Genomic DNA, 16,243 nt, shown 5'->3' on the forward strand with positions numbered 1-16,243 from the left:
AAACATATTTATCCTAAGGATAAATATGATGGTACCAAATACCTTATTTCTTTTTACCAATTACCCTAATCGTTGTTTTGCATCTGCTGCACGTCTGAAAGCCTGACCTACATAGTTGATCGCTAACATCATGATTAAGATAAACAATGCTGCCGGTAACCAACACCACCAATATTTTTGTAAAACTATTGGATTATTTGCATATGCAACTAAATTACCTAATGATGGAACATCCGGTGGAAGTCCGAATCCTAAATAAGATAATCCAGTTTCAATACCAACATTACCTGCAAAATTTAATGTTGTTTCTACAATTAAAATGGAACTAATATTCGGCATAATCTCTCGGAATATGATGATAAAGTCATTTGTACCTAGAGTTTTGGACGCATTTACATAATCTCGTCTACTCTCACTAAGAGCCTTCGATCGAACTAACCTTGTAATACCCATCCAACCAAATAAACTTATAATTAATATTAGATGCCATTGCGTATATTTAGGAATTATCGTAACAAATACAATAATTAACATTAATTGTGGAATTGTTATGAAGAAATCGATAATTCGCATGATTACATTGTCTATCCAACCACCGAAGTAACCACAGATTAAACCAACCACAATACCGAATATTCCAGTAATAAGTGTGATGGCAATCGCAATTTCAAGTGAGTTTTTAGCTCCAATTACTAATTGACCAAAGATATCACGTCCACCTTGGTCAGCCCCAAGAAAGAATTTCTCCCCTGGCTCTGCAAATTTATCTCTTAGACTTACTCGCATTAACGAAGTTTCGTCAATAACAAGGTAAGCCATGATAAATACGTAAGAAATAACTAGGACAATCCCAATTAAAGAGACTAATGCTAATTTATCTTTTACAAACTCTCTAAAAATTACTTGAAAACCTGTTGGTGGAGAACTGACAACTTTATCTTTTTCATTCGTTACACTTACCATAAATTCTCCCTCCTTAACTCCTAAAGTGTCTATTCAATTCTTATCCGTGGGTCAACAATACTCATAATAATATCGGATAAGAGACTACCTAATAGTGTTAAGAAGCCGAATAGCATAACGAGCGCTGTAATGACACTATAATCTCGTGAAAGTACTGAATTTATAAATAATTGACCCATTCCAGGATATCCGAAGATTGTTTCGATAAAGATTGAACCACCAAGTAATCCAGTAATTGTGAAACCTAAAAATGCTGCTATAGGAAGTAAAGAGTTTCTGAAAATATGTTTAGAGTACACTTTTCTCATCGGAATACCTTTACTTCTTGCTGTTCGAACATAATCCAATGATTTTGCATCAATGATTTCAGAACGTAAATATTGAATTACACCCGTAGTACCTAATATTGCAAAAGTGAAAGCAGGTAAGATTAAGTGATAAAACTTATCCCAATACCAAGCTAATGTACCTGGTTCAACTCCAACGTCTACACTTCCCACTGTTGGGAACCATTGTAACGTATAGCCAAATAGATATAGGAATAATAGACCTAATACGAAAGTAGGGATCGCATATGAAACAAAACTATAAAATACGATTGATTTATCTAGTTTAGAGTCATTAAAACGACCAGCTAAAATCCCTAATGGAATAGCGATAGCATAAAGTAAAATTACACTTACTAAAGAAAGCCATAGTGTATTTAGGGCTTTTTCACCAATTAAATCTCCAACATCTCGTTGGAAAGTATAACTTTTACCTAAATCACCTTGTACCAAATTAGCTATCCAGCGAGCATACTGTTCGTACCAAGGGTCATTTAACCCTGCTTTTTCACGTAATTCTTCTAAGCGAAGTGGATCTGTTTCAGGAGTGATTAAACCTGAGAAAGGGTCACCCGGCATAAATTTCGCTAATATGAACACGATTAAACTTAAAACAAATAATTGTGGAATCATGATTAATACACGTCTTAATATTGTTTTCCACATTTTAGATGACCTCCTTACTTGTCGGAGATGCTGCTACGAAGTGTGAATTTGAAATTGGTACTAAATCAAACACACGTCCTTTTTCATCAAAGGATTTGTTATGTTCTTTTTGATAATGTGTTTCTACATTTAATCGTTCACGTTTACGTTCTTCTCTTCCATTTGGAGATACTTCAGGAATAGCTGATAGTAAACGTTTTGTATAAATGTGTTGAGGATTTCCGAAAATTTCCCCAGTTGAACCAGTTTCAACGAAACGTCCTTTATACATAATTGAAATATGATCGCACATATGTTTAACAACACCCAAATCGTGGGAAATAAATAAATATGTTAGTCCATATTCGTTTTGAATGTCTTTCATAAAGTTTAATACTTGTGCTTGTACGGAAAGGTCAAGTGCAGAAACAGGCTCATCCGCAATAATAATCTTTGGATTCGTTGCAATAGCTCTTGCAATCCCTAAACGTTGTTTTTGTCCACCTGAGAATTCATGTGGATATTTTAATCTAGAATCCTCTGGCATCCCAACGATCGCCAGAAGTTCGTTAATTCTTCTTCTTTCTTCTTGCGGTGATAATTTTAAGAAATTGCGAATTGGCTCAGCTAAAATATCTTGAACTCGTTTTCTAGGATTCATCGAAGAATGTGAATCTTGGAAAATCATTTGGATATCTCGATTATAAGCAGACTTTCTATCACGGCGCTTATTTGTTACATCTTCGCCTTCATAGATGATTTTTCCAGATGTAATTTTTTCAAGTCCGATAATTGACTTACCAGTTGTAGACTTCCCACAACCAGATTCACCAACAAGTCCGTATGCTTTACCTTTTTCGAACTCCATTGTAACTCCATCAACAGCATGAACATGGTCTATTACTCTATTAAAAAATCCACCACGTACTGGATAATGCACTTTTAAGTTATTAATCTGCATAAACATGATGGCTACCCCCTATATCGCTCTTGAAGTGGAAATGTTTCCAACAAGTACATCTTACAAAGTGACCTGGTGAAACCTCGTGTAAAGTAGGGTTATCCTCGTGTGCTTCCTCAGGAATCCAAGAAATTCGTGAAGAAAAACGACAACCTTCACGTGGAAGATTAATTAATGAAGGAACAATACCTTCAATTACATTTAATCTAGCATTCTCTTTATTCATTTGTGGTATTGAATTAAATAACGATCTTGTGTATGGATGTTTTGGATTATTGAATAATTCTTCTACTGGCGCTTCTTCAATAATTTCACCTGCATACATTACTGCTACCCGATCAGCTACCTCAGCAACAACACCTAAATCGTGAGTAATTAAGATAATTCCAGCACCAGTTTCATTTTGCAAATCGATTAATAAGTCTAAAATTTGTGCTTGTATCGTTACATCTAATGCAGTTGTTGGTTCATCTGCAATGATAATTTGTGGCTTACAAGAAATAGCGATTGCTATAATTACCCTTTGACGCATCCCACCAGATAATTGGTGTGGGAATTGTCTAGCAACGCGTTCAGGATTACGAATACCTACTTGGTTTAATAGTTCAATTACACGTTCTCTTCTTTGTTCTTTCGTTAAATCAGTATGATAGATTAAACTTTCCTCGATCTGATCCCCAATTCTCATTAATGGATTTAATGCAGATAATGGGTCCTGGAAAATCATACTAATATCTAAACCACGAATTTCATTTAGCTCGTCCTCAGTCATACTAGCTAAATTTTTATTTTTATATAGGATTTCCCCCTGAATTCGTGTTTTGTTTCGATCTAGCAAACCTATTACAGATGTTGCTAACGTACTTTTTCCACAACCAGACTCACCTACGATTGCGAGAATTTCGTTCTTACGAAGCGATAAAGATACGCCATCAACTGCATCAAAATATGTATCTTTTATACGGAACCCTGTATGTAAATCTCTAATTCTCAACAGCTCATCAGTTGTCTTCAAAAATTACTCCTCCTCCCAAAACTATTTTTTTAAATTTTACAAATGTTATAAATTTATAGAAATTATATTCATTAGATTTATATCTTGTCAACGTAAATTACGAGAATTTTTAAAATCTTCCCTCATTCGACAAAATTCGATACAAAAATAACTATAATTTAACAAATATATGATCGTTTTTTATTATATGTAACATAATAGAATCTTATTATATAGTTAAGAAAGGCCTATGATTAAGCACTTTATCAATTTATCACTCTAATGAAGTAAAGTATAAATTTACTAAAATAAAAAGAGCGAATAAATGAGTTTTAAACCCATTTATTCGCTCTTTTGAACTAGTGTTTATATGGAATTATTAGCGTTTTTCTTACGTTTGGACTTCTTCATGATCACAATGATAAACGCGATAAAGATGATATAAACAACACCTAAAGCTATCATATAAGCAACATTAATACCTCTTTCGTCAATTACTTGATAGATTTCGACAATCTCGCGGTCGAGAACAATAGGATATATACCTTCATCATTTACTCTCACGACTTCGGTTTCTAGCATAGCTTGGAGTTCTTTTCCTTCTCCAACCATATCTGGTGAAATATCAATGCGTTGTGTTTGTCCGGTGTTATTAATAACTACAATCCATTTTTCATCTTCAGAAGAACGCATGAATGTTAATAGTCCGTTTTCATTTTTGATTAATTGGAAATCTCCACTACGTAATGTATCAGAACTGTTTCTAAGTGTTTGAATATTTTTAATAAAATCGACTAATTCAGTATCTGTTTTAAAGTTATAAATCTGATGAGATTCCGGGCCAACCGCACCATTCATCGCGATTTCTGTACCATATTGCATTACAGGAAGACCTGGTAATAGTAATGTTGAAGCCAACGCCATTTTTGCACGAGTCGGTGGGTGTGCTTCTACATCCATTACAAAGCGATCACTATTGATATGATCAAACATTAATTGAGTTGGTTTACCTTCCCCACTCATATATGCTTCCAGGTTTTTTAGTTGTAACGATGAATCTTGGTCTACATTTTTATAGATTGAACGATATATTTGATACGTATCATCGAAATAAGAAGCATCGAAGTTTGCATCACTTTCACCGTTAGAAATGACATAAGTTGTATCATCTACTTCTTTAATCGCCTCGATTATTTCATCTAGAAATTCTGTACTAGCACCTTCTATATTTGTTAAACGTACTCCACCAACATCGTAAGTGGAAACAAATTGAGCGATTTCTTCAATTAATGCTTGTTGTACTTCTTCATTCGCCAAATCCCAACGCACTTGTCCATTGGAAATTTCTAGAATCCAATTAGCTTTTGTAGAATCCTTAACCCATTCATGATTTTCACTAACATTCGATAGTGGGAAATCAATCATCGTTTTCATTTTATTATTTTTTAAAGTGTTTACCAAAGAAACAAATTCTTCCTCTGTTCCAAAGTGTTGATCAAAGCCATTGTATGATGTTACAAGTGACCCATCATATTTTTCAGTTGGGAATATAGAACCTAGTGAAATAATGGTAAAGCCCATTTTTGTAATTTGAGAGAGTTGTTTCGTAATACCTACAAAGTCTCCACCAGTAAATTTAGTAGGGTCTTGTGAATTGGCATCAAAGTCATTTGCACTTGTGCCATTAAAGTAACGATCGACTAATACATCATATATACTTTCATCTGCGATTGTGCTTACCTCTTTAGCACTAACCATTGGTATAACAGTTAATATAGTTGCTAGTACAGTAGCTGCAATCGTACTAATCCATTTAGTAAATTTCAAGATATCCATCTCCTATCAATTACTGCACGCTCTTTTACATAAATTTCCCCAACTGATTTCATACATAAAAGAACAATGACAGTCGCCACACATTTTCACATTGTTCATAGAAGGTAACACACTTAAGTAGTGCAATTTTATAAAGTACCCGTTCTTACAATGTTAAATCCATCGTCATTTTACCAAACAAAACAGATAGAGTGCTATTATTTCCAAATAAATTGGTTATTAACTAAAGAATTTGCGACAAAAAAGTGACAAATAGTTCAATTGGTAATCAAAAAATAAAAAAGAGCTATGTAGAGAATTGAATTTTCTACACAGCTCTAAATTAATTAGAATAAATCAAAGCCCATTTGTAACTTTAGACCATAGAATAATGTTGCAAATAGGATGATTGCAAATAGTGCCCAGAACAATCCAGCTGGTTTGTTCTTTTTTTGTCGAACTAAGATCATTTCCATCATACCAATTAATAAAATTCCTAATAAGAATTTAATATCATACTCGTAATTTACACGCCATTGGAAGAATAAGGCTCCACCAGATACTAGTACTAAAATATAAAATAATCTTAATACCATATGTACTGCTTTAGATTTCGTAATTCCAGTTGCAGCAATGAAAAATAAAATTAATGCGATTACCCAAGTTGTGATGTGTAAATGTGTTGAATCAGTTAAAAAACCCATTCTTTTCCCACCTTTTCTATCATATCATTTCATATCCTACCAGACTCAATGTGGATATTTCAAATATAATAGTTTATCAATAGATTATTCATTATTCAAATCGGTTAACTAATGTTCCGATTCCTTCAATTGAAATTTTCACTTCATCTCCAGCTTTTAAGAATGTAGGTGGTTTCATACCTTTTCCTACTCCAGCTGGTGTTCCTGTTAAAATGACATCCCCAGGTTCTAAAGTTACATATTGAGATAAAATTGAAACTAAATCTTCTACTTGGAACATCATATCTTTCGTTGATCCGTTTTGACGTATTTCCCCATTTACTTTTGTTACTACCGTTAAGTTTTGTGGGTTTGGTATTTCATCTTTTGATACAAGGTATGGACCCATTGGACAAGATCCATCTAATGTTTTGCCTAAGAAAAACTGAATATGACGTTCTTGAAGGTCACGGGCTGTAATGTCATTGGCAATTGTATAGCCAAATACATAATCAAAAACTTGGTTCTTAGGAATGTTTTTACCTGTCTTACCAATCACTACAGCTAACTCACCTTCATAATCTAGTGCCTCAGTTTTATCCGCATGGATTGGTAAAGTTTGTCCATCAGCAGCAATTGTATTTGGAGCTTTTGTGAAGACAACTAAATTTTTTGGTGCTTCTTTTGCACCCATTTCTTTTGCATGTTCATTGTAATTTTTACCGATACAAATAATATTTTTTGGCGTTCTTGGAATTGGTGAAAGCCATTCTATACTTGAAAAATCATATTTGTAGTCATTTACTGAATCTGATTGTTTCGCAGCCTCAACTAGTTTTCGAATTTGTTCTACGAAATCAAAACCTAATGCAATGCCACCAATAATATCTGTTGGGAATGTAGGTAATACTTTAAGTTCTTGTTGAATTTTTAAAACATCCCACACAGCATCTTCTTTCTTAACTTTCGGTCCAAATTTTACTTCACCATTTAACTTAAAAGATAAAATCTTCATTTCAATGAGCGCCCCTTCTTATTGATTCCGCATGATGAAAGATTGGTAAGTTGCTATTCTACAATATTATTCATCTTCCAATATACGAATAAGTAAAATGATTTGTTGATGAAACTTCACAACAAAATGATTTGATTCCATCATACATAACCTTTTTCATTTTGCCTACACTTCTTACAATGTTTTTTTTCCGTATATTAATCTTTTAACCATTGCTTCCAGAGGTCCTTGTTTAAACTTCATAAACCAAATAAGAGCAAATATCAATTGAACGATAAAAATGACAATCGCAATTAATACACTCATTTGTACATTAATTTGACCATATAAACCAAATCCAAAATCATAAAAAATAATCGTACAAATGATCGACTGCATGATATAGATTGTTAATGACATACGTCCCGCGAGACTTATCGGATGTAAAATTTTCGTCATCAATGGAATCATGCAAATAGAAACAATAAGTGCCATGTATCCTAAAGAAAGAATCGGGCCACCAATATAGACTTTTAAATACTCCAATAAATAAGTTCTTTCATATAAAAATGGCGCACTTTTAATAAATAATCCTACACCAATTCCTATTGCAGCAATAATTAACCATAACACTTTTAATTCTTTTGCACGTTCAATTAGACGCCATTTAGCAAAAGCAGCCCCTATTAACATATAAGGTAAAATTGTAAACAATGCTGATATCCACATAGCAGGACCCATCTGAATCGATAAGTCATTTAGTCTTTGGCTAAATGACTCTGCCCAACTCCCGATACCATATGCTGTAATTGCACTCTCAACCATAACAATATCAACAGCCATTGCTTCTACCTCAGTATTTGCTATTCCTGTCATAATGTAAGCTGAGATAAATAAGACATGCATTAAGCCGTAAATAATAAGCCCACTGGTAAGGATTTTTTTCGGATTAAGACGAATAAATAATATTAGGAACAAACCACAAAAGGCATACATTGCCAAAATATCGCCCCACCAAATAAAAATCGCATGAAACATTCCTAAAACAAACAAAATAATAAGTCGTTTTCTTGCAAATGTATAAAATGGCGCACCAGTGTTTTGTGCCTTTAAGTATTGCATTGCCATACCATATCCAAATAATATTGAAAATAATGGATAAAAACTACTTTGTACATAAATATCTAATGTTTGATGCCAGATAATATCTATCGCATCTGAAAACCAATTTTGCAAATCAATATGTGGCATTGGTAAATAGAAGGCAAACATATTAACTAGTAAAATACCAAATAAACTAAATCCTCTAATCACATCAAGTGAATCGATTCGTTCATTTAGTGTTGTTGGTTGAAATTCCACAATTCGATTCCTTTCTAACAAAAGTATTTACCTAGATTGACGATTATGATGTCGTCTTTAAATTGAAAAATGGAGAGGATGAAGATTGAAAATTACATGCCTTTCATCCTCTCACAAATATTTTTAAAGTTGAATTTCTTTTTGTGCATTATATAAATAGATGATTTTTTCATCTACTGCTACACCTAAGACAGCTTCAACAGCTTCACTATATATTCGAAGTTGTACACCATAACGTTCAGTCATTTCTTTCGTAAGTGCAGGTTCTTCTTTAAAATGTGGGTGTATTGTATCTGTTTTATAATCTAGTAAAATCCACTTGTCTTCCTCATCAAGAATTAAACAGTCAATAATCCCCTGGATAATTTGACGATCGCCATCTTGATCTTTTCTACTTAATGTAAATGGCAATTCACGATAGATTTTTTTAGCATTGATAAATCTTTTACCAATTGAAGAATCGAAAAATTGCATTACTTTCTCAAGATCAACCACTTTCATTTCTTCAACAGTCAACAATTGACGTTCAACAAGTTTTTGTAAATATTCTTCGATTTCTTCAGTGGATTTGAAACCTTGTTTAGGTGCATGTTGCATAACCGTATGAATGGCTGTACCAATTTCAGTTCGAGACAATCCTTTTTGTTGAAGGAACATTGGACGTTTTGCTACTGAGGAAAATTGACGTTGTTCTGTCAGTTCGAACTCATCTTGCTCTTCTAATCTTAGTAGGTTTTCAATCCTTTTGATCTCAGAAACACTTGTTTTTGATTTTTTCGTTATGGAATGTTCAAATGGATACTTTGTTGTAAATCTTTTATTTATTTCTTCATAAAGTGTTTCGTCTAATCGTTGAATTGATTGATCACTATGTTGTTCTTCTTGACTCAAGAAGGAACTATTCATAAATTCTTCATTGGAAATCGCTGAAATTTTCCATAAAGATGGGTGTTTTAAAGGTGTATAAGCATTTTCATAAAATGAAGTAAAACACTCATGTCTTGCAATTGCCGGTCCAATCCAATCTAAATAATTCTTTGCCCGAGCTCGAACATACTCTGGTATCATCTCACCTTGAGCGTGTCCAGCTTCACACCATTTTGCTGACGTTTTCTCAAAATCCTTCACAGACCCAACTAAAATAAGACGCTCTTTGGCACGCGTCATAGCAACGTAAAGAATACGCATTTCTTCAGCCTTCATCTCAAGAATTTTCTTTTCCTTCAACGCGATAAATGGTAAGGATGTGTACATTATTCGATTCTCTGGATCAATCGCCTTCACTGCAAAACCATACTGTTGGTCGAATAAATAAGAGTTTGAAAAGTCCATTTGGTTAAATGAACGTCCTAATCCTGCCACAAAAACTACCGGATATTCTAACCCTTTTGAAGAGTGAATTGTAACTAAACGAACCACATCATCTTTTTCACCTATTGATTTGGCAACTCCTAGATCATCCCCTCTTGATTTCATCCGATTGATAAAACGTAAGAATCGGAATAAACCTCGGAAGGATGTTTTTTCATACATGAGTGCACGGTCATGTAACGTTCTTAAATTTGCTTGGCGTTGTTTCCCATTCGCCATGGCACCGACCATTTCATAATAATTCGTGTCACTATAAATCTTCCAAATTAAATCCGATAGAGAACCTCTACGTGCCATGTCTCTCCAAACTTCTAAATTTTGAAGAAATCTGTGAAGTTTTTCTGCTGTATTTGAAGAAATTCCTGAACGTTCTTCATCAACAAATATTTTCACAGCTTCATAGAAAGGCACATTTTTCTTCGCTAAACGGATTAATGCAAGTTCATTTTCAGTTAAACCAACAAATGGCGAACGTAATACGGAAGCCAATGGAATATCTTGATACGGATTATCTACTACCGTTAAGACGTTTAACATTACCATCACTTCTAATGCCTCAAAGTATCCTTTTGAAGACTCTGCATATAATGGTATACCTGCTGCCTTAAATTCCTCCACTAAATCATTAGACCAATTCATAGAACGCATTAGAATAACAATATCACTGTAGCGTAATGGACGAACTCTTTTTTCAGGATCTTTTTCTTTCGCATTGTAAACAGTTGTTCCATTAGCCATCATTTCTTTAATTCTTTTTATGATAAATCTTGCTTCTTGTTGTGATTTAGCGATTTCTTCCTCATTTAACACATCTACATTTTGAAGTTCTTCATCGAGTTCATCTTCAGTTGTCTCTTCTTCCTGTTTCTCATATAAAATGGCAAGTTCAACTGGTGATTCCACTTCATCATATGGTGCACTTGGTTTTAGACCTGCTTTTTCGTCATAATCAATTTCTCCAACAGTTTTGCCCATAATTTGCTCAAACACATAGTTTGTTGCATGAAGAACTTCCTTACGGCTTCGGAAGTTAGCGTTTAGATCAATTTTTAATCCTGATGAAACAGGTTCTTCTTCAAAGTTTAGATATTTGTTTAAAAATAACATAGGTTCCGCTAGACGGAATCGATATATGGATTGTTTGACGTCTCCTACCATAAACAAGTTTCCATCTAACTCTTTCCCAGACTTCACTAACTGCAAAATGGTTTCTTGTAGCATATTTGTATCTTGATATTCATCTACAAGAACTTCTTTAAATTTCTCTTGAAACTCTTTTGCCACATCTGAAGGTTGAAGATTTCCGTCCACGTTTACCGATAAAATTTCTAAAGCATAGTGCTCTAAATCTGAGAAATCTAATAGTCCACGTTCCAACTTAGCAGCCTTAAATTTTCGTCCATAGTTTTCCGTTAGTTCAACTAAAGTTTCAATCATTGGTGCCATTAAGCGAATTTCCTCAAGTAATCTTGAAGGAGTACGTGTGAAAAAATCTTCTTTTATTTTCGTAACAACTTTTTTGGCTTGATCTCTTTTTTTCTTAGCTAATTCTTTTAAATCAGGATCGCCATCTTGTTTCTTACGTGATAGAGTTTCCCATTTTAAATTTGTGAAATAATCATAGATTTCCTGCCATGTTCCATTCTCTAATCTACGGAATGCTTCATGTAATAACATAAAATCGAACTCGGCTGTTTCACCATAAGGAGCCGGTCCATCAGGTCTTAATGCAAGTTGACGTACCTCTTCAACATAGGAATAGGCTTCTTGTAAACTGAATCGAATTGCATTTTTCACGTGTGTTATATATGGTAAATCATCAATGGTTACATCCTCCTGTAATTTGTACTGTTCTGGTAAAGAGTGTAACCATTCGTTGGGCTTTGGATGAACAAGGGATGTTTGATACAGTTTATCGATCAAAGTTTCAATTGCTGAATCATCACGATCCGATGTAAAACTATCAACTAATCGATAAATAGCATTTACTTTTGATTCGTCTTTGTTGTCGTACGCCTCTTCTAACACTTGTGCTAATACATCATCTTTTAATAAGGAAGATTCTCCCTCATTAGCAATTCTAAATCCTGGATCAATCTCTAATAAATATGCATATTGACGAACAATTGATAAACAGAATGAATGCAAAGTAGAAATTTGCGCTTTATTAACTAAACTTAGTTGTCGTCTTAAGTGCTGGTCATTTGGGTCCTTTGCTATTTCTTTTTCTAATGCTTCTGCCATACGATGACGCATTTCAGCTGCAGATGCATTAGTAAAAGTAACTACTAGTAATTCATCTACGTCAATTGGATTTTCTTTATCGATTACTTTTTCAATCATTCGGTTGATTAAAACAGCTGTTTTTCCCGAACCGGCTGCAGCTGAGACGAGTGTGTCTTGACCAGTTGCCCAGATTGCTTTCCACTGCTCATCTGTCCATGTGACATCTGGACCTTTAGTTGGTATTGGACGCATCGTTATTCAACTCCTTACTAATTTTGGTTACAATAGCATCGGATTGCTCTGCTTGCAGTTGATGATACTTCTGAACATTATCAGATACATCGAATTGGCAAACAGCTTTATATGAACAAAAATCACAAGCGGTTTTATTTTTTAATTTATAAGGACGAATGCTCGTTTCCCCATTTAGAATTCCATTCCCCGCTTCTTGATGCTTTTTCTCTACATATTGTTGTAGATTTTGCATGTCAAAAGGTTGAACAACACGCGAGTTTCTTTGATATACTGTTCCATCTTTTTTGAATTGAACTGGGATAATCTTTGATTTGCCAGAGACTTCTAGCTCTTCATCCATTAATATTAATGCATTTAGATCTTCTGCTAGTAACCCTTTCATTCGATATTGTTTTAAACGTTCTATTTCAAGTGTTGACTCGTCCAACTCTTCATCTAGTTTTAATAGTGGATTGTGTACATGAACGTATAGCACTCCTGCAGGCTCTGCCTCCCCTTTAATCCAATGGTTGGCATTCTGCACAGCAACATTTAAATAGGTTAATAATTGTAGAGATAACCCGTGGTAAACTTCATTTAAATCTAAATCACGACTTGATGATTTATAATCCACTACACGTAAGTATGCTTTGTTATCAATTTCTACACTGTCTATTCGGTCAATACGACCTCGTAAACGCATTTTTCTTCCACCATTTAAATCAAACTCAAGTGGAGGCAGCATTTCTTTACCTGGTCCAAAAGATGCTTCAATCGCAATTGGTTTGAAATGTGAATTCTTAGCTTGATTCGATAAAGCAATCATCGTTTTCTCAACAATGCGGATTAATTTATGTTGAATATATCGGTACCGCGCACTACTTAGTAATATTTGATGAGAGAAAACAGGTACAATATATTCAACTGCTTGTCTTGCTAACTCGGCACATTGTTCACGCGATAGCTTGTTCCAAGAGATTTGGCGTTTATCTGTTTCAATAGAAATCCATTTTAATGCCTCATGGAATAAATCCCCCATTGCAAAAGTTTCAAGTTTGTATTCAACACGTTCCTCCAACCCTAATCCGTATGTAGAAAAGTGAGCAAAAGGACAACTATAAAACTTTTCAATTCGAGAGACACTTGAATTTAATTCCTTACCATATAACTCGTCAGTGATTTCTTGAGTTAACTTCTCTGCTTCATTTTTCTTTTCTAATGGTCGCATTACCGTTTCTAAAACTGACTTCCATTGTGCACTTTCCTCATAAAATCTTTTTAAAGCAACCCACTCAGGTGCTAAGTTTTGTGAGTATTGTGCTTGTCTTAGTTGCATCATTAAAAATGCTAACGAAGTACGTGGATGTCTTATATAAGAAAGTACATTGTTTTGGTCTAATTCTTCTATAGGATCAATTAAAATTCGTTTATGTGGTAACGTTCTTTGACCATTTACTTCGAACAATTTATGCAGTCGATTAATATAAAGGGATGGTAATAGGGATTTACTTTCCTCATCTGCACTTGAATACGTAACATAAAGTCGATCAGTTGGTGATGAAAATGCACGATAAATAAGAAAAGCCTCTTGTAATAGTCGGTGCTTTGAAGTTGGAGAAAGTTCCGTATCAACAGCAGCAAACCATCCACGATCCACATCTGTAATTAACCCTTCATAATCCATTCTCATTGGGTAAACACCATCATTTACACCAATAACAAATACGACTTTCATATTATCATAGCGAGAGAATTCTACTGTTCCAACTTTCACTTCATCAACAGCTGGAGGAATACTTGAGAATTCTAGAGTATCGTAACCTTCATCTAATATGTTGGCTGCTTCTTCAATCGTCATTTTTTGATCACCAAACATAATGACAAATTGATCTAGAACATTGACCCATCTGTTCCATGCTTGGTCATGTTCATTCGCTTCCATTAGTTGATGATTTTCTAGTTCGGCATCTTTTAACGTTTGTAGTTTTTCATAAACTTGTAAATCTTCTATGCATTGGTAAAGAGCCATTGCAATATCTTTACCTGTTTCTGCTTCCTTCAAATTGTTTGCCAAGCTTAAAAGTGGTTCGCGAATTAGGTCCTTCATTTCATCAATGATTTGTTGAACTTCTAATTCTTCATCGGTTTGACGTTTTGTGAAAAACTCTAAACCTCTATATTTTTTATAAAGAAAACGAGAGTCTTCAAACCAACGATAACCATAAATACCTTGTGCAATAACGAAGTTTTCGAAGCGATCTGCCTTTTCTCGCATTTCACTTAATTTACTTTTTAACGGGAAAAACAAATCCGTTTTCACACTTCGAAATACTGGTTCGTATTGCCAATTTGATGTTACTACTTCAAGAATTGACCTGCTGAATTCAATTAACGGATGGTGAAGCATCGGCTTTTTCTCATTTGTGAAAACAGGGATATCATATTGTGAAAAAGTTGTTAAAATTAGTGGGTCATATATATCTGCTTGCCGATACATAATCCCTATATCGTTATATCGAATATTTTCCTCTTTCACCAATCGACATATTTCCCGGGCAATGGCTTGAACCTCAGCGCGACGGTTTGCTCCCTCAAAAACTTGAACAAATCCCTGTGCTTGTCTAGCTTTCCAAATAGGTTCATGGAAGTTTGCTTCTATATGTTTTAAATCTAGATTGTTAAATCGGTAACTACCAAATAAATGTTCTCGAGGTTCCACTTCTACTTTTAGATTGTTTGCCTCTTCCATCAACTTATCGTACATTACCGCACCACGGTAAAATAATGCTTGCTCATCATCTTTGTCATCTTCATCTTCAAAAGGAAGAACAACCGTAACACGCTCGGCGTAAGTTAATAACTGTTTTACTATTTCAAACTCTCTTACAGTAAATTGCGTAAACCCATCAATATAGATATGAGCTTTTTTAATCTGTTCAGAGTTTTTAATTTGCTCTAACAATACTGGGTAATATGCTTCCCCATCTACATAAGTGTCGCCTAGTTCATTCTCTAATTCTTCTAAAATAATCTGTAAATCTTTTGTTTTAGAAATTAAAGTATGAGGTGCTTGTTTCGCTTCTAATTGCTCAATCACTTCATTTAATGTTTCACTTTGAATATTGTATTGTCCAAATTCTTTAATTAATTTTTCGATTTCTTCAGTAAATCCTCTTTTATCAGCAGCCTGACGGAATAAAGAGAACTTATCTTTATTTTCCATAAGTAATCGGCGGATTAACATTCTATATCCGATCTTATCGATTTTATCTTTTGCAATTCCACCTGTTTCCTGTAATACATACCATGCTAGTCGTTTAAATGTCATAACTTGGGCACGCATTATGCCTTGTATATCAAATTTGTTTGTTAAATCGTATTCAGTTGAAAAGGACATTTGGTCTGGAACAATGACGTAAATAGGTGAACCTAAGGGCTCTTTTTTAAGCTCATTCACAATTTCTTTATGAATTAAACTTGATTTTCCTGAACCAGCTCGTCCACTAATGACTCTTAAAGACATTTCCTTTCCTCCTTCTATTGAAGTGATCTATATGAACATCTTTTTTCTGCTGTTATTTTTACGATACTATTTTAACATGTACTATTCTTTTTGTTATGTAAACGAAAAAGCGATTTACATAACAACTTATTGTAAACCGCTTGGTG

The 16,243-nt window shown here is 34.2% G+C and carries 10 protein-coding genes; all 10 read right to left on the minus strand.

From position 1 onward, the window contains the following. Nucleotides 1–60: 60 nt before the first annotated feature. Complete coding sequence (locus ACOQFO_RS07390; RefSeq protein ID WP_421689043.1) at nucleotides 61–963, minus strand: ABC transporter permease; 903 nt, start codon at nucleotides 961–963, stop codon at nucleotides 61–63. A 29-nt stretch (nucleotides 964–992) separates the two neighbouring features. Next, complete coding sequence (opp4B, locus tag ACOQFO_RS07395) at nucleotides 993–1,955, minus strand: oligopeptide ABC transporter permease (protein ID WP_421689044.1); 963 nt, start codon at nucleotides 1,953–1,955, stop codon at nucleotides 993–995. A 1-nt stretch (nucleotide 1,956) separates the two neighbouring features. Further along, complete coding sequence (locus ACOQFO_RS07400) at nucleotides 1,957–2,904, minus strand: ABC transporter ATP-binding protein (RefSeq protein WP_421689138.1); 948 nt, start codon at nucleotides 2,902–2,904, stop codon at nucleotides 1,957–1,959. Further along, nucleotides 2,885–3,910 carry an ABC transporter ATP-binding protein gene (locus tag ACOQFO_RS07405; RefSeq protein ID WP_421689045.1) on the minus strand — a complete coding sequence of 342 codons (1,026 nt, stop codon included), beginning with the start codon at nucleotides 3,908–3,910 and terminating at the stop codon, nucleotides 2,885–2,887. The genes ACOQFO_RS07400 and ACOQFO_RS07405 overlap by 20 nt, the downstream gene beginning before the upstream one ends. Before the next feature lie 345 nt (nucleotides 3,911–4,255). Beyond that, a complete protein-coding gene (locus tag ACOQFO_RS07410; RefSeq protein WP_421689046.1) occupies nucleotides 4,256–5,725 on the minus strand; it encodes an alpha-amylase family glycosyl hydrolase in 1,470 nt (489 codons plus the stop codon). A gap of 326 nt (nucleotides 5,726–6,051) precedes the next feature. Further along, nucleotides 6,052–6,408, minus strand: a complete 357-nt coding sequence (locus tag ACOQFO_RS07415; protein ID WP_421689047.1) for a YisL family protein — start codon at nucleotides 6,406–6,408, stop codon at nucleotides 6,052–6,054. Nucleotides 6,409–6,499: 91 nt separating this feature from the next. Then, nucleotides 6,500–7,402 (minus strand): fumarylacetoacetate hydrolase family protein, encoded by a 903-nt coding sequence (locus ACOQFO_RS07420; RefSeq protein ID WP_421689048.1) that lies wholly within the window; start codon nucleotides 7,400–7,402, stop codon nucleotides 6,500–6,502. Between the two features lie 174 nt (nucleotides 7,403–7,576). Beyond that, complete coding sequence (locus ACOQFO_RS07425) at nucleotides 7,577–8,743, minus strand: DUF418 domain-containing protein (protein ID WP_421689049.1); 1,167 nt, start codon at nucleotides 8,741–8,743, stop codon at nucleotides 7,577–7,579. Between the two features lie 123 nt (nucleotides 8,744–8,866). Continuing rightward, nucleotides 8,867–12,592 carry a helicase-exonuclease AddAB subunit AddA gene (addA, locus tag ACOQFO_RS07430; protein ID WP_421689050.1) on the minus strand — a complete coding sequence of 1,242 codons (3,726 nt, stop codon included), beginning with the start codon at nucleotides 12,590–12,592 and terminating at the stop codon, nucleotides 8,867–8,869. Then, nucleotides 12,573–16,097, minus strand: coding sequence for a helicase-exonuclease AddAB subunit AddB (addB, locus tag ACOQFO_RS07435; RefSeq protein ID WP_421689051.1), 3,525 nt, complete (start codon nucleotides 16,095–16,097; stop codon nucleotides 12,573–12,575). The genes addA and addB overlap by 20 nt, the downstream gene beginning before the upstream one ends. Between the last annotated feature and the right edge of the window lie 146 nt (nucleotides 16,098–16,243).

The organism is Ureibacillus sp. MALMAid1270 (assembly GCF_049202975.1).
GTDB lineage: Bacteria > Bacillota > Bacilli > Bacillales_A > Planococcaceae > Ureibacillus.